At 76.3% G+C, this 13,856-nt stretch carries 14 protein-coding genes and 2 riboswitches; of the genes, 3 read left to right on the top strand and 11 right to left on the bottom strand.

Annotated features, from left to right (window positions below):
- Positions 1–316: 316 nt before the first annotated feature.
- Entirely contained in the window at positions 317–2,866 is a 2,550-nt protein-coding gene (locus ACI79K_RS18660) for a SpoIIE family protein phosphatase (protein ID WP_456600448.1), read from the top strand.
- A gap of 7 nt (positions 2,867–2,873) precedes the next feature.
- On the opposite strand, the gene ACI79K_RS18655 is transcribed toward ACI79K_RS18660, so the two are convergent.
- From ACI79K_RS18655 to ACI79K_RS18610, 10 genes are all read right to left on the bottom strand, one after another.
- A complete protein-coding gene (locus ACI79K_RS18655) occupies positions 2,874–3,296 on the bottom strand; it encodes an ATP-binding protein (protein ID WP_456589833.1) in 423 nt (140 codons plus the stop codon).
- Between the two features lie 107 nt (positions 3,297–3,403).
- Positions 3,404–4,174 carry an energy-coupling factor transporter transmembrane component T family protein gene (locus ACI79K_RS18650; protein WP_456589832.1) on the bottom strand — a complete coding sequence of 257 codons (771 nt, stop codon included), beginning with the start codon at positions 4,172–4,174 and terminating at the stop codon, positions 3,404–3,406.
- Positions 4,171–5,520, bottom strand: a complete 1,350-nt coding sequence (locus ACI79K_RS18645; RefSeq protein WP_456600447.1) for an ABC transporter ATP-binding protein — start codon at positions 5,518–5,520, stop codon at positions 4,171–4,173. Before ACI79K_RS18645 ends, ACI79K_RS18650 begins: the two co-directional genes overlap by 4 nt.
- 80 nt (positions 5,521–5,600) lie before the next feature.
- Positions 5,601–6,218: an ECF transporter S component gene (locus ACI79K_RS18640; protein WP_456589830.1), complete on the bottom strand. Its 618-nt coding sequence runs from the start codon at positions 6,216–6,218 to the stop codon at positions 5,601–5,603.
- Positions 6,217–6,320: riboswitch (TPP riboswitch) on the bottom strand. It overlaps the preceding gene by 2 nt.
- A gap of 24 nt (positions 6,321–6,344) precedes the next feature.
- Positions 6,345–6,977 carry a thiamine phosphate synthase gene (locus ACI79K_RS18635; RefSeq protein WP_456600446.1) on the bottom strand — a complete coding sequence of 211 codons (633 nt, stop codon included), beginning with the start codon at positions 6,975–6,977 and terminating at the stop codon, positions 6,345–6,347.
- Positions 6,974–7,786 (bottom strand): thiazole synthase, encoded by an 813-nt coding sequence (locus ACI79K_RS18630; protein ID WP_456589828.1) that lies wholly within the window; start codon positions 7,784–7,786, stop codon positions 6,974–6,976. Before ACI79K_RS18630 ends, ACI79K_RS18635 begins: the two co-directional genes overlap by 4 nt.
- Positions 7,787–7,790: 4 nt before the next feature.
- On the bottom strand, positions 7,791–7,991 hold the full coding sequence (gene thiS, locus ACI79K_RS18625) for a sulfur carrier protein ThiS (protein WP_456589827.1): 201 nt from the start codon (positions 7,989–7,991) through the stop codon (positions 7,791–7,793).
- 5 nt (positions 7,992–7,996) lie between these two features.
- Positions 7,997–9,115: a glycine oxidase ThiO gene (gene thiO / locus ACI79K_RS18620; protein WP_456589826.1), complete on the bottom strand. Its 1,119-nt coding sequence runs from the start codon at positions 9,113–9,115 to the stop codon at positions 7,997–7,999.
- Positions 9,112–9,738 carry a thiamine phosphate synthase gene (thiE, locus tag ACI79K_RS18615; RefSeq protein ID WP_456589825.1) on the bottom strand — a complete coding sequence of 209 codons (627 nt, stop codon included), beginning with the start codon at positions 9,736–9,738 and terminating at the stop codon, positions 9,112–9,114. The genes thiO and thiE overlap by 4 nt, the downstream gene beginning before the upstream one ends.
- On the bottom strand, positions 9,735–11,081 hold the full coding sequence (locus tag ACI79K_RS18610) for a purine-cytosine permease family protein (protein WP_456589824.1): 1,347 nt from the start codon (positions 11,079–11,081) through the stop codon (positions 9,735–9,737). Before ACI79K_RS18610 ends, thiE begins: the two co-directional genes overlap by 4 nt.
- Positions 11,071–11,182, bottom strand: a riboswitch (TPP riboswitch). It overlaps the preceding gene by 11 nt.
- 46 nt (positions 11,183–11,228) lie before the next feature.
- Here ACI79K_RS18610 and ACI79K_RS18605 point away from each other — a divergent pair.
- Both ACI79K_RS18605 and ACI79K_RS18600 read left to right on the top strand, forming a co-directional pair.
- Positions 11,229–11,822 carry a thiaminase II/PqqC family protein gene (locus tag ACI79K_RS18605; protein WP_456589823.1) on the top strand — a complete coding sequence of 198 codons (594 nt, stop codon included), beginning with the start codon at positions 11,229–11,231 and terminating at the stop codon, positions 11,820–11,822.
- The gene (locus ACI79K_RS18600; RefSeq protein WP_456589822.1) at positions 11,819–12,436 is read left to right on the top strand and encodes a TenA family protein; all 618 of its coding nucleotides are present in this window, start codon (positions 11,819–11,821) and stop codon (positions 12,434–12,436) included. Before ACI79K_RS18605 ends, ACI79K_RS18600 begins: the two co-directional genes overlap by 4 nt.
- A gap of 45 nt (positions 12,437–12,481) precedes the next feature.
- Here ACI79K_RS18600 and ACI79K_RS18595 read toward each other — a convergent pair whose 3' ends face one another.
- The gene (locus ACI79K_RS18595; RefSeq protein WP_456589821.1) at positions 12,482–13,774 is read right to left on the bottom strand and encodes an Nramp family divalent metal transporter; all 1,293 of its coding nucleotides are present in this window, start codon (positions 13,772–13,774) and stop codon (positions 12,482–12,484) included.
- Positions 13,775–13,856 lie beyond the last annotated feature (82 nt).

Here is a 13,856-nt window from a genome sequence, read left to right as displayed (position 1 = left end):
CCCCCCGCACGGGCGCCCGCCGCCCAGCCGCGCCCCCCCCCCCCCCCCCGCCCCCCCCCCCCCCCCCCCCCCCCCCCCCCCCCCCCCCCCCCCCCCCCCCCCCCCGGGCCGGACCGCTCGCCGGTCCGGTCCCCGTCCGGGCGCCCGCCCCGGCTACCGAACCCCCACCCGCCCTCTCCCGCCCTCCTCACGGTCCCCTTGCAGACGCGATCCGCGCGCCCGGCCGACCGGTGTGACAGGCTCTGCACCTCTCGCCGCGCAAACGGAGCAGCCGTGCCGCCGGCCACCCGCGGACCGTCTGTGGAGGGAAACCCACGTGACCGCCGCCGAGCTCCCCGACGGGCCGGCCCCCCTGGGCGCTGGCGAACGCTCGGCGACGGGCATCGCCGACCGCGCCGAGGCGGTGCGCCGGCTGGCCGGCGAGGCCCTCGGCAACCGCAGCCTGCAGCGGCTCACCGACCTGGCCACCCGGCTGCTGGACTGCGAGTCCGTCGACGTCTCCCTCGTCGGCGAGGTGCAGACCGCGGTGGCCGGCACCGGCCTGCCACCCGGCGGCATCGGGGCCCGGCTGCCGCTGGCCTCCTCGCTGTGCGCCGTCGCCGCGACGGCCGACGGCCCCCTCGTCGTGCCGGACGCAGCCCGCGACGAGCGGGTGGCCGACCGCGACCCCGTCCGGTCCGGGCAGGTCGGCGCCTTCCTCGGCATCCCCCTGCGGGCCACGGGTGGGGACCCGATCGGTGCGCTGTGCGCGTACGAGCCCCGGGCACGGGCCTGGACCGAGCGGGACGTGACCCTGCTCCGCCAGCTCGCCGACTCGGTCAGCACCGAGCTCCAGCTCATGGCGCTCACGGCGGAGTACGAGGCGCACCGGCTGCGCTTCGAGCTGGCCATCGACGCCGCCGGCATCGGCAGCTTCGACTGGAACCTGGTCACGGGCCGGCTGCTCTGGGACGACCGGATGCTGGCCCTCTTCGGCTACGAGCGAGCGGGGTTCGACGAGAGGATCGACTCCTTCGTCGCCCGGGTGCACCCCGACGACCGGGAGCGGACGACCGAGGCCCTGCAGACGGCCATCGAGGGGCGCGGCGACTACGAGGCCGAGTTCCGGGTCGTGCTGCCGACAGGGCTGACCCGCTGGGTGCGGGGCCGGGGCCGGGCGGTCTCCGACGACAGGGGTACCGCGGTGCGGCTGCTCGGCGCCGCCTACGACACGACGCCGCAGCGGCAGGAGGACGTCCGCCTCGCCCGCCTGCTGGAGGCGATGAAGGCCTCGTTCTTCTCGCTGGACCGGGAGTGGCGCTTCACCTACGTCAACGCCGAGGCCGAGCGGGTGCTGGGCGCCTCGCGGGAGGAGCTGATCGGGCAGGTCGTCTGGGACCGGTTCCCGGCGGCCGTGGACAGCGACTTCGAACGGCACTACCGGGCGGCGGTGTCGACCGGGCAGGAGCAGCTGTTCGAGGCCTACTACCCGCCGCCGCTGGCCGCGTGGTTCGAGGTGCGCGCCTGGCCCACGCCCGACGGTCTGTCGGTGTCCTTCCTCGACGTGACCGAGCGCCGGGCGGCCGAGGAGAAGGCCCGGCGCAGCGCCGCCCGGCTCGCGCTGGTCGCGCACGCCACCACGGCCGTGTCGGCGTCGCTGAACACCCGGCAGCGGGAGGAGGAGGCGCTGCAGCGGGTCGCCGAGCTGCTCGTGCCCGAGCTCGGCGACTGGGCGATCCTGAGCCTCGCCGACGAGGAAGGCCGGATGCGGGACGTCGCCAGCTGGCACCGCGACCCGGAGTACCGGGACGCCGTCCGCCGCTACGCCGCGCTGCGGCTGGCCGCCCTGCCCCCCGACGCCCCCATCATGCGGGCGCTCGCCTCCGGGCAGGTCCTGGTCGTCCCCGACGTCGGGGTGGCCGTGGGGCAGACCCTGCCACCGGGCGACGTCAGCGACGCCTTCTGGCGGTTGGCGCCGCGGTCGGCGGTGACGATGGCGCTGGCCGCCCGGGGCCGGACGCTCGGGGCGCTCAGCGCCTACCGGTCCGCCGACCGCCCGCTGCCGGACGAGGAGGACGTCGCCACTGTGCGCGACGTCGCCGGCCGGGTGGCGCTGGCGCTGGACAACGCCCGGCTCTACGAGCAGCAGCGCCGGCTGGCCGAAGGTCTGCAGCGCAGCCTGCTCACCGCACCGCCGCAACCCGATTCCGCCGAGATCGTGGCGCGCTACCAGCCGGCGATGGCGGTGGCGGAGGTCGGTGGCGACTGGTACGACGCCTTCCAGCAGCCCTCGGACGCGACCGTGCTGGTCATCGGCGACGTCGTCGGGCACGACACCGAGGCGGCCGCGGCGATGGGGCAGCTCCGCGGCATGCTGCGCGGCATCGCCTACCGCGACATCGGCCCCGCAGAGGTGCTCACCGACCTCGACGCCGCCATCCGCGGCCTGCACGTGGGCACGCTGGCCACCGCGGCGGTCGTGCGCGTCGAGCAGACGGCCGAGGAGCGCGCCGCCGGCATGACCCGGCTGCGCTGGTCCAACGCCGGCCACCCGCCGCCGCTGGTCCTGCGGCCGGACGGGCGGATCGAGGAGCTGGCGGGGGAACGGGCCGAGCTGATGCTCGGGGTCGACCCGGAGACGCGGCGCACGGAGACGGTGGTGACGGTGCCCCGCGGGACGACCGTGCTGCTCTACACCGACGGCCTGGTCGAGGGGCGCGACCTCTCGCTCGACGAGGGCACCGCCCGCCTGCGCGCGGCGCTGGCCGACCTCGGGGGCCGGCCGCTGCCGGAGCTGTGCGACGCCGTCCTCGACCGGCTGCGCCCCGCCGAGGCGCTGCAGGACGACGTCGCGCTCGTGGCGGTCCGGCTGCACCCCCACGGCTGACGGCCGCTCAGCGGCCCAGCATCGCCCAGACGTGCTTGCGCCCCGCGGCGACGTACCAGCCGTGCGCGGCGGCCAGTTCGGCGATCAGGTAGAGGCCCAGTCCCCCCAGGCTCGGGTCGCGGCCGACGGCCGGTGCCGGCGGGCGGTGCGGCGCCTGGTCGGTCACCTCGACGAGGTAGGCGGCGCCGGTGGTGCGGAGGGCCGCCCGCACCTCACCGCCACCGTGGCGCAGCGCGTTCGACGCCATCTCGTCCAGGGCGAGCACGAGCCGGTCGAGCAGGTCACCGATCCCCGGGCCGGTCACCCGGTGGCGGACCTGCGCGCGCACACCCGGGAGCTCGGCGACGTCGTGCAGGTCCCAGACGAGGACGGGCTCGGCCGCAGGCGGGTACGCCGAGGGCCAGATCGTGCCGGCCGCCTGCCCTGTCACGCCTGTGCTCTCCTCCGTCGAGGCCCGCTGCTGCCGCGTGCTGGCCTAACCATCACCTATGGGTCGTGGCCCCGGGCGTCAAACCTGATGTCGTGCGGATCACACCGTCAGCCGACGAACACCGGCGACCAGTATCCGGATCGGACGCTCGCGGCCACGGCGAGCACGCACACCGCGACGGCGGCGGCGACGAACCAGGCATCGCGCCGGTGCAGCGTGGAGCCCCGCGCGTTGCTGCGGGGGATCCCGGAGTCGAAGCCGCGGGCGTCCATCGCCGTCGCCAGCCGGCTCCCCCGCCGGATCGCGCCGACGAGCAGTGCGAAGGCGGTGCCGGCGAACAGCCGGACGTGGGCGACCGGGCTGGCACCGGCGTCGACGCCCCGGGCGCGGCGGGCGAGGCGGATGGTCTGCCACTCGGTGGCCAGCAGCGGCACCAGCCGCAGGGCGGCGAGCGCCCCGTAGGCGAAGCGGGTGGGGACGCGCCAGTGCAGGGTGAGCGCGTCGGCCAGCCGCACGGGGTCGGTGGAGGAGACCAGCAGGACGCCGGGCAGGGCCAACGCGATCACCCGCAGCCCCCAGGTGGCCCCGCTCAGCCACGCCGCCGCGCCGTCGAGTGTGCCGAACGCGACGTTGACCCAGGCGACACCGGCCGCGCTCAGCAGCAGGGGCCACGTGCGGCGCAGGACGGACCGCGGCGTGGTCAGGCCCGCCGCGGGCAGCAGCGCCAGCTCCGCGGCGAGGACCACCGACGGCGTCACCCAGTCACCGCTGACGAGCAGGACGACGGTGAGGACGACGATCGCCGAGAGCTGGGCGACGGGATTGATCGCCGACAGCGGGACGGCCCGGGCCGGGCCGAGCGTGAGGGGGGCGCTCACGGTGCCGGCACCGGGTCGCCGAGGCGGAGCACGTCGTCGGCCAGCGCGCCGACGACGGCCGTGTCGTGGGTGACCAGGCACAGTGCACGGCCCTCGCCCTGCTGCTCGGCCAGCAGCGCGGTCAGCTCGGCCCAGGTGTCGCGGTCCTGGCCGAAGGTCGGCTCGTCCAGCACCAGCACCGGCGGCCGGGTCGCCAGCGCGGTCGCCACCGACAGCCGTCGCTGCTGGCCACCGGAGAGGGTGAAGGGGTTGGCCTCGGCGAGCGGGGCCAGCCCCAGCCGCTCGAGCAGCTCGTCGGCGCGCCGGCCGGCCGCCGTCCGGTCGGCCCCGCCCCGCAACGGTCCCAGGGAGAGCTCGTCGCGCACCCGTCCGGTCAGGAACTGGTGCTCGGGCTGCTGGAACACCGTGCCGATCCGCTCGACCAGCTCGGCCGCCCGCCACCGCGCCGGCGGCCGGTCGGGTCGGCGCAGCCCGGCGCGCAGGGTCGGCCCGACCCTGACCTGCCCGCCGGTCGGCGCGCGCAGCCCGGCGAGCAGCAGGGCCAGCGTGGACTTGCCGGTGCCGTTCGGTCCCGTCACGGCGAGCGTCCGGCCGGCGAGGAGAACCGCGTCGGTCGGCGCGAGCGCCGGGCGGTCGGACCCGCGGTGGGTGTAGCTGACGGCCTCGGCACGCACGAGCGCCTCGCCGGCCGGTGGGTTGGCCCGGCGCGCCGGGAACCGCAGCGGCGGCGGCGTCCAGCCGGCGGCGTGCTCGGTCAGCCCGCCGCCCGGCAGCAGCTCCACGACCCGGTCGACGAGCGGCAGCCACGCCTCCAGGTCGTGGTCGACGACGACCAGGGTGGCCGACCGGTCGGCCACCGCGCGGTCCACCGCCGTGCGCACGAGCGCGGCGCCGTCCGGGTCGAGCTGGGCGGTGGGCTCGTCCAGGAGCAGCAGACCCGGGCGGGGGGCGAGGGCGCCGGCCAGCACCAGCCGTTGCTTCTGACCGCCGGAGAGTGCGGCGGTCGCCCGGTCGCGGCCGAGCCCGAAGCCGACGGCGTCGAGGGCGGCGTCGACCGCCGGCCAGATGCGGTCCCGCGGCGTCCCGACGTTCTCCAGCCCGAAGGCGACGTCGTCGCCGGCCCGGGTCATGACCAGCTGGGAATCCGGGTCCTGGAAGACCGTGCCGACCCGTTGACGGCGGCGGTCGGGCGGCCCGCCGTCGACGGTGATCTCCCCCTCGACGTCACCGCTCTCCGGTTCCAGCAGCCCGCCGAGCGCGCGCAGCAGCGTGGACTTGCCGGCGCCCGAACGGCCGGTGAGCAGCACCCGCTCGCCGGGGGCGATGCGCAGGTCGACGTCCCGCACCGCCCAGGCCCGCCGGGTGGTGTGCCGGAAGCCCCACCCGTCCAGCCGGACGGCGGCCGGGCCCGTGGCCCCGGACGTCGTCAGACCCGCGTGCGACCGGAGGCGAACGACGACAGCGCGCCGCTCGCGGCCAGTGCGCGGGCCAGCAGCACGCTGCCGATCCCGGCGACGACCGCCGTGCTGCCCACGACGAGCGCGACGTAGGTCGTCTTCCAGCCCGCCGACCAGTCCGGGTAGTAGTAGACGAGGTCGAGGACGGCGGCGGTCGCACCGGTGAGGACGGCGGCCAGCAGCGCGGGCGCCCAGCCGAAGCGGCGGTAGCGGAAGGCGGCGAAGCCGGCGTCGCCGGCCAGGCCCTGCAGCAGGCCGTAGACGATCGTCGTCGTCCCCCAGGCGGAGCCGAGCAGCGCGGAGACGATCGCGGCGACCAGCTCGGCGAACAGGCCGGCGCCGGGCTTGCGGACGATCAGCGGGGCGAGCACCGCGGGGATCAGCCAGACGCCGTACATGAACGCCTGGGCGGGCGGGAAGGCGGCGAACGCCGTCCCCGTGCCGGCCCAGAGCAGGCCCCACGCCCAGAAGACGACGCCGAAGGCGGCGCCGAGGACGGCGGTGACGACGATGTCGACGGTGCGCCAGCGGTTGCTGCGCTCCCGGGCGGGCGCAGCGTTCGACGAACGGACGGCCGGATCGGCCATGTCTCTTCCTCCAGGCTCCCTGCGCCGGCATGACCCGGATCAGGTTCGAGGGTCTGCGGTGTCCCGCACTCTCAGCGCCGAAGCGCTCCCCTGCTGCGAATGTGTGTGTTCGGTTGTGCCGCCAGACTAGCCCGGCCACGGTGGGGACGGAGCCTGCGGCCGGGCGCCGGGTCCCGGGCGGCTGACCGGGGGCATCGCCTCGAGGTACGCGGCCGCGCGCCCCGGGTCGCGCATCAGCGGGCCCATCACGGCGACCCCGTGCGCCCCTGCGGCCAGGAGCGAGGGCACGTGCTCGGGGAGGACCCCACCGAGCGCGAGCGCCGGCGGTGCCCCTGGCACGAGGATCGCGCGCAGGCCCTCGGGCCCCAGCGCGGGGCCGTAGCCGGGCTTGGACGGGGTGGGGAAGACCGGCGAGACGGTGACGTAGTCGCATCCCTCGGCGCGGGCGGCCGCCACCTCGGCCGCGGAGTGGCACGACCGGCCGACGACCGGCGGGCGGGGTGCGGGGAACGGCTCGCTCGCCGAGAGGTGGACCGCCCCGGTGGCGCCGGGCGCACCGGCGCGCAGCAGCACGCCGCCCACCGACGCGATCACGGGCGCCAGCTCCGCGGCCAGCAGGTCCCGCTCGGCAGCGGGCAGGTCCTTCTCCCGGAGCACCACCGCGCGCGCTCCGGCCTCGACCGCTGCCGCGACCACGTCCACCAGCGGCCGGTCGCACTGGGTGCGGTCGGTGAGCACCAGGAGGCGGGGCGGCGTCACAGCTCGGGCAGCCCCTGCATCGACGTGGAGGCCTCGGCGTGCCAGCGCCGCGGGATGCGCCCGGCCCCCCGGGCGAGCCTGCCGGCCTCCACCCCGTGGCGCATCGCCAGGGCCATCCGCTCCGGTTCCCGCGCCCGGGTGACGGCGGAGGCGAGCAGGACGGCGTCGCAGCCCAGCTCCATCGCGAGCGTCGCGTCCGACGCCGTCCCGATGCCCGCGTCCAGCACCACCGGGACGTCGACCGCCTCGCGGAGGAGCGCGATGTTGTGCGGGTTGCGGATGCCCAGGCCGCTGCCGATCGGCGAGCCCAGCGGCATGACGGCCGCGCACCCGATGTCGGCCAGCCGGCGCCCGAGGATCGGGTCGTCCGTGGTGTACGCCAGCACGGTGAACCCGTCGGCGACGAGCTCCTCGGCCGCCTCGAACAGCTCGATCGGGTCGGGGAGCAGCGTGTGCTCGTCGCCGATGACCTCCAGCTTCACCCAGGAGGTGTCGAACGCCTCGCGGGCCAGCCGGGCGGTCAGGACCGCTTCCCGGGCGGTCCGGCACCCGGCCGTGTTGGGCAGCAGCCGCACCCCGCACCGGTCCAGCACCTCGAGCATCGCCGCACTGCTGGAGGCCTCCACCCGGCGCAGTGCCACCGTCACCAGCTCGGTGCCGGAGGCCACGACGGCCCGCTCCAGCGACTCGAGACTGGGCGCCCCGCCGGTGCCCAGCAGCAGCCGGGACGTGAACGTCTCCCCGCCGAGGAGGAAGGGATCGGCCTTCTCCTCCTGCTCCAGCGCGGGGACCACCTCGTGCACGGTCATCGGGTCAACCTCCTGCGGTGGGGGCGAGGACTTCCAGGCTGTCCCCGGCGGAGAGCCGGGTCGACTCCCAGCCGCTCCGGGGGACGACGTCGCCGTTGCGCGCGACGGCGACCTTGCCGTGGCCGTTGGTGCGGGCTTCGACGAGCGCGGCGACGGTGCAGTCGTCGTCCACGTCGGTGGGCACGCCGTTGACGGTCACCTGCATGCGGATCACCTTCCGAACCTGTCTGCGGTGAAGGGGGCGGCGAGACCGGGCAGCTCGCCGGTCGCGAGGTGCTCGGCGACCACCTCGCCGGTCACGGGCGCCAGGAGGACGCCGTTGCGGTAGTGCCCGGTCGCCAGGACCACGCCCGGCACCCCCGATGGTCCCAGCAATGGCCCGTTGTCCGCCGTCGCGGGCCGCCACCGGGCGATGGTCTCGACCAGCTCCAGCTCGGAGACGCCGGGGACCACCTCGAGCGCGTCGTGCAGCAGGTCGTGCACGCCGCCGGCGGTGACCGCGGCGTCGAAGCCCCGGTCCTCGACGGTGGCGCCGACGATCAGCCCGTCCCCGGTCACGCCGTCGTCGTACGGCACCAGGTACACCTGCCGCCCGCGCACCAGCGCCCGCACGGTCCCCTCCAGCAGGCCGGCGGCCCCCCGCATGCGGAGGATCTGCCCCTTGACCGGCCGGACGGGCAGCGGGGGAACCCCGGTGAGCGCGCCGCTGCGCGCGCCCAGGGCCACCACGACGGCGTCGGCGGCCAGCTCCGTGCCGTCGGCCAGCCGCACCCCGGCGGCCCGGCCGTCCACGACCCGCACCTCCGCGACCCGGGAGGACACCAGCCGGACGCCGGCCGCCTCGGCGGCGGCCAGCAGCCCGGCGTGCAGGGCCCGGCCGTCCACCGAGTGGTCGCCCGGGACGTGCAGGGCGCCCCGTACCCGCGGCGACAGCGACGGCTCGCGGCGCCGGGCGGCCCGCGCGGTCAGCCGCTCGACGGCCAGTCCGAGCTCGCGCTGGAAGTCCAGCAGGGCATCCAGCGCGCGCATGTCGTCCTCGTCGAAAGCGACGACGACGGTGCCCTGCGTGCGCAGGCCCACCGGCACGCCACCGGCCCGCTCCACCTCCGCGACGAAGGCGGGATAGCGCTCCAGCGACGCCAGGCACAGCCGGAGCAGCGCCTCCTCGCCGTAGGCGGCCTCGGTGACCGGCGCGAGCATGCCGGCGGCGGCCTGCGACGCACCGCCTCCGGGCGCGTCGTCCACCACAGTGACCGGCAGGCCCCGCTGGGCCGCCCGCCACGCCACCGACAGCCCGATCAGCCCACCGCCGACGACGACGACGGTCACGGTCTGCCGCCCAGGGCCCGGAGCAGCTCACGGGTGGCGGCACCGGGGTCGGCCGCGGCCGAGACGGCGCCGACGACGGCCACCCCGGCGGCGCCGGCGGCGAGCAGGTCCGGGATCCGCTCGACGGTCACCCCGCCGATGGCGATCACCGGGATCTCGACCGCCTCGGCCACCGCACGCACTCCTGCCGGGCCGAGGGGAGCGGGCAGCCCGGCCTTCGTCGCCGTCGCGTAGGCGGGCCCGACGCCGAGGTAGTCGGCGCCCTGGGCCACCAGGAGGCGGGCGCGTTCCGGGTCCCGGGCCGTGCCGCCCAGCAGGTGCCCCGGGCCGGCCAGCCGGCGGACGACGTCGAGCGGCAGGTCGTCGGCGCCCAGGTGCGTGCCGTGGGCGCCGACGGCCAGCGCCAGGTCGACGCGGTCGTTGACCAGGCAGGTCGCCCCCGCGCCCGCGCAGACCTCCACCACCCGGCGGGCGAAGTCGTAGCGCTCCCGGTCGGAGGCGTCCTTGGACCGCACCTGGACCACCGGGGCGCCGGCGGCGACCGCGGCGGTCACCGCGTCGAGCGCCGCCCGGCCGACCCGGGCGTCGGTCAGGACGTGCAGGCCCCCGAGGGACGCGGTCACGCCGCCGCCCGGCGGTGCCGCAGCGCGCCCGGCAGGGCCACGGCCACGGTCAGCAACGCGGCCACGGCGAGGCTCACCAGCGAGGCCGACCAGCCGTTGGCCGGGTCGATGCCGAGGTCGGTCTGGCGCTCGGTCCACCACGTCGTCCAGGCCGCACCCGGACCGGCGAAGAAGGTCGGCAGCGTGAGCTGGTAGGCCACGAAGCCGGCCACCCAGGGGAGGAGCAGCAGCGGGCGGGCGCGCGCGGTGTCGGAGGTGTCCCACGCCCCCCGGGGCAGCAGGAAGTAGGCGACGACGAAGACGCCGATGAGCGGGACGAACACCGCGCCGATCAGGAAGAGGAACGGCTCGTAGGCGGCGAGGTCGAAGGCCAGGGCGAGGGTGGTGGCCACGACGCCGACCGCCACGGCGAGCACGCGGCGGTCGAGCCGGGCCACCACGTTCTGGGCCGACACCGCCGTCGAGTACACGTTGGCGAACGCCTCGTCGACCTCCACCACCAGCAGCACCAGCACGGCGACCAGACCCAGCGGGACGGCGAGCATCGCGTCGATGACGTCGAGCCCGCCGCGGCCGTAGGCGGCCAGCGCGATGACCCCGAGGCTGAACATGGCCACGGTGGCCAGGCCGTAGCCGGACGCCGTCCCGACGAAGGCGGTCCGGCCGCTGCGGACGTGCCGGGTGTAGTCGGCTGCCAGCGGGAACCACGAGATCGGCAGGGCGATGACGATGTCGGCCGCCGTCCAGAAGGACGTCGCCCCGCCCTCGGTCACCGGTGGCAGCGGCTCGGACAGGACCTGGACGAAGAGGTACGCGATCGCGGCGATCGCCGCCCAGACGGCGTAGCGCGCAAGCACCCGCACGACACCGAGCGGGCGCAGCGCCATCAGGGTGGCGAAGGCGCCCGCGGCGATCGCGAACGGCCAGCGCGGCGCGTCGAGGGCGCGCGCGGCGGCCTCGGAGATGATCAGGATCTCGAAGGCGGCCCAGCCGACGCACTGCACGAGGTTGAAGCCGGTGGGCAGGAACGAGGTCCGCCGGCCCAGCAGGCCGCGGAGCAGCACCATCGCCGGCACGCCCTCGCGGGCGCCGGCGGCGGCGCCCAGCCCCAGCAGCACCGACCCGATGACCGCGCCGACGACGATGGCCCCGATCGTGTGCCACAGCGGCCGGTCGGCGAGGACCACGAAGGTGGCTGCCACGGGCAGCAGCAGGCTGATGCCCAGGCTGGCCCAGAGGCCGGCGGTCTCCCGCAGGCCCAGGGTCCTGGGCGGCGGCTCGGACAGGGTGAGGGGCGCATCTCCCCCGCGGGTGGCTGCGCCGACGGTTCCGGACGTGCTCATGATCGCTCCCTACGCCGGCATTACCCGGTCAGGTTCCAGCGGTCGGCGGCGCGGCAGCCGCCCTCTCAGCCCGGTCGATCCGAGCTCCCGCACCACGGCCTCGGCCGTGACACCGCCACCCTAGGCCGTCTCGTACAGTCGGCGCCCGTGCCGGTCGACGAGCTGCCAGTCCGCCATGCCGAGGCCTTCGCGGACGCCACCCGCCATCCCTTCCTCGCCGCCGTGCGGGACGGCACGATCGCGCCGTCGGCCTTCGACACCTGGCTGGTGCAGGACGCGCGGTTCGTCGCCGACCTCCTCCGCTTCCAGGCGCGGCTGCTGGCCCGGGCGCCCCGGCCGGCCCAGGAGGTGCTCGCCCGCGGAGCCCTGGCCCTGGTCCAGGAGCTGGACTGGTTCGAGGAGCGGGCGGCGGCCCGGGGACTGGACCTCTCCGCGCCCGCGCTGCCGGCGACGACCGCCTATGCGGAGCTGCTCGAGCGGCTGGACGGCGCCGATGTCCCGGCCGCGCTGACCGCGCTGTGGACCATCGAGCGCACCTACCTCGACGCCTGGTCGGCCGCGCTCCCGGGTGCACCGGCCTACCGGGAGTTCGTGGAGCACTGGACGGCGCCGGAGTTCGGCGGGTACGTGGCGGACCTCGCCGCGGCGGTGGACGCGGTCGGCGGAGGCGACGAGCGCGTCTTCCTCGAGGTGGTCACCGCAGAGGTCGCGTTCTGGGACATGGCGGTGGCGACGGGATGAGCCTGGCCCGTGAGCTCTGGACCGCCGAGGCCGGCCTCGCCGCCGCGGCGCTGTCGCACCCGTTCGTGCAGGGGATCGCCGACGGCACGCTGCCGCGGGACCGGTTCGCCGGCTACGTGGCCCAGGACGCGTTCTTCCTGGAGGCGTTCGCCCGGGCCTACGCGCTGGGCGTCGCGCACAGCCCCGACCGCGCCACCCTCGACGTCTTCGCCGACCTGCTGGCCGGGGTCCGTGAGGAGCTGGGGCTGCACGCGTCCTACGCGCAGCGCTGGGGCATCGACCTGACCGCCGTCCGGCCGGGGCCGGCGACGTCGGCCTACACCGACTTCCTGCTGGCCACGGCCTCGCTGGGCGGCGTGGCGCTCACCTGCGCGGCGATGACCCCGTGCATGCGCCTCTACGCCCATCTCGGGCAGTCGCTGGCCGACCGCGCGTCGGGCCCGTACGAGGAGTGGGTGCGCACCTACGCCGACCCGGGCTTCGAGGAGCTCGCCGCCACGCTCGAGCGGCTGCTCGACGCCGTCGCCGTCGACACCCCGGCACTGCGGGCGGCCTACTCCCGGGCGATGCAGCTGGAGATCGGCTTCTTCGACGCCGCCTGGCGCGGCGTCTGACCGGTGCGGCCGGGTGCGCCGCCCGATCGGGAGGTGCCTGCTGATTCAGCCGAGCAGGCCGACCAGCAGGTGGGCGTTGAGCCCGATGATCAGGACCGCGATGACGCTGCCGGCCACGGTGGTGGTCCGGCGGTTCACCCAGCCGCCCATCAGGTCGCGGCGGCTGGTGAGCCACAGCAGCGGCACCAGGGCGAACGGGATGCCGAAGGACAGCACCACCTGCGACCACACCAGCGCGGTGGTGGGGTCCCCGCCCAGCACCAGTACGGCCAGCGCCGGGGCCAGGGTGATCAGCCGGCGGGTGAGCACCGGGATGTGCCGCTTGAGGAACCCGGCCATGACCACCTGGCCGGCGTGCGTGCCCACCGAGGAGGAGGCGAACCCCGAGGCCAGCAGCGCGAGGGCGAAGGCGAGCGCGGCGCCGGTGCCGAGCTGGTCACCGAGCCCGGCGTGCACGCCCTCGAGGCTGTCGACGCCGCTGTCGCTGGTGAACAGCTGCGCGGCGATGACCAGCATCGCGGCGTTGACCAGCCCGGCCAGGCCCATGGCGACGACGATGTCGATCCGCTGAGCCCGCAGCAGCCGGCGGCGCCCCTCGTGCGTGCGGCCGGCGGTGACCGCGTCGCCGTAGCGGCCGGGGGTGAGCGCGGAGTGCACGTAGATCACGTGCGGCATGACCGTGGCCCCGAGGATGCCGGTGGCCAGCACCACGCTCTCCGCGCCGTCGAAGGAGGGCACCATGCCCCCGGCCAGCCCGCCCGGGTCGACGCCGGAGCCGAGGAGGGTGTAGCCGAACCCGATGCCGATGACCAGCAGCAGCCCCGCGATGACCCGTTCGAACGGGCGGTACCCGCGGGACTGCGCCGCCAGCAGGACGAAGGCGACGACGGCGGTGATGACGCCGCCGATCGGCAGCGGGACCCCGAAGAGCAGGTACAGCGCCACGGCGCCGCCGACGATCTCGGCCAGGTCGGTGGCGATCGCCACCGCCTCGGCCTGCAGCCACAGCCCCCGGGTCACGGGCTTGGGCAGCGTCTCGCGGCACAGCGTCGCCAGGTCGCGGCCGGTGGCCAGCCCGAGCTTCGCGGTCAGCGACTGGATCAGCATCGCCATGAGGTTGGCCGCGACGATGACCCACAGCAGCGTGTACCCGAACGCGGCGCCGCCGGCGAAGTTCGTGGCGAAGTTGCCCGGGTCGACGTAGGCGACGGCGGCGACGAAGGCCGGACCGAGCATCGACCACAACCGGCGGCGGCCCGGCTCGGCCAGCGGGGGGCGGTGCGCGGGGGCGCGCAGCGTCGTCGGCAGGACGGCGGCCTCGGTCTTCGACAGGTACACGGCGGTCCTCGCAGGCGGTCTCCGGGTGGGTGGTCGCTCGCTCCCTGCCCGCGCCGCGTGTCACGCCGGGGCCGACCCGTGG

Source organism: Blastococcus sp. SYSU DS0616 (genome assembly GCF_054051015.1).
Note: the sequence above shows the minus strand (reverse complement) of the source record. Positions and strands in the feature narration are given on the sequence as shown.

Coding starts and splice junctions, on each gene's coding strand:
- ACI79K_RS18640 (WP_456589830.1), bottom strand. CDS start 6,218: ATGGCCGATCCGGCCGTCCGTTCGTCGAACGCTGCGCCCGCCCGGGAG.
- ACI79K_RS18630 (WP_456589828.1), bottom strand. CDS start 7,786: ATGACCGTGCACGAGGTGGTCCCCGCGCTGGAGCAGGAGGAGAAGGCC.
- thiS (WP_456589827.1), bottom strand. CDS start 7,991: ATGCAGGTGACCGTCAACGGCGTGCCCACCGACGTGGACGACGACTGC.
- ACI79K_RS18610 (WP_456589824.1), bottom strand. CDS start 11,081: ATGAGCACGTCCGGAACCGTCGGCGCAGCCACCCGCGGGGGAGATGCG.
- ACI79K_RS18600 (WP_456589822.1), top strand. CDS start 11,819: ATGAGCCTGGCCCGTGAGCTCTGGACCGCCGAGGCCGGCCTCGCCGCC.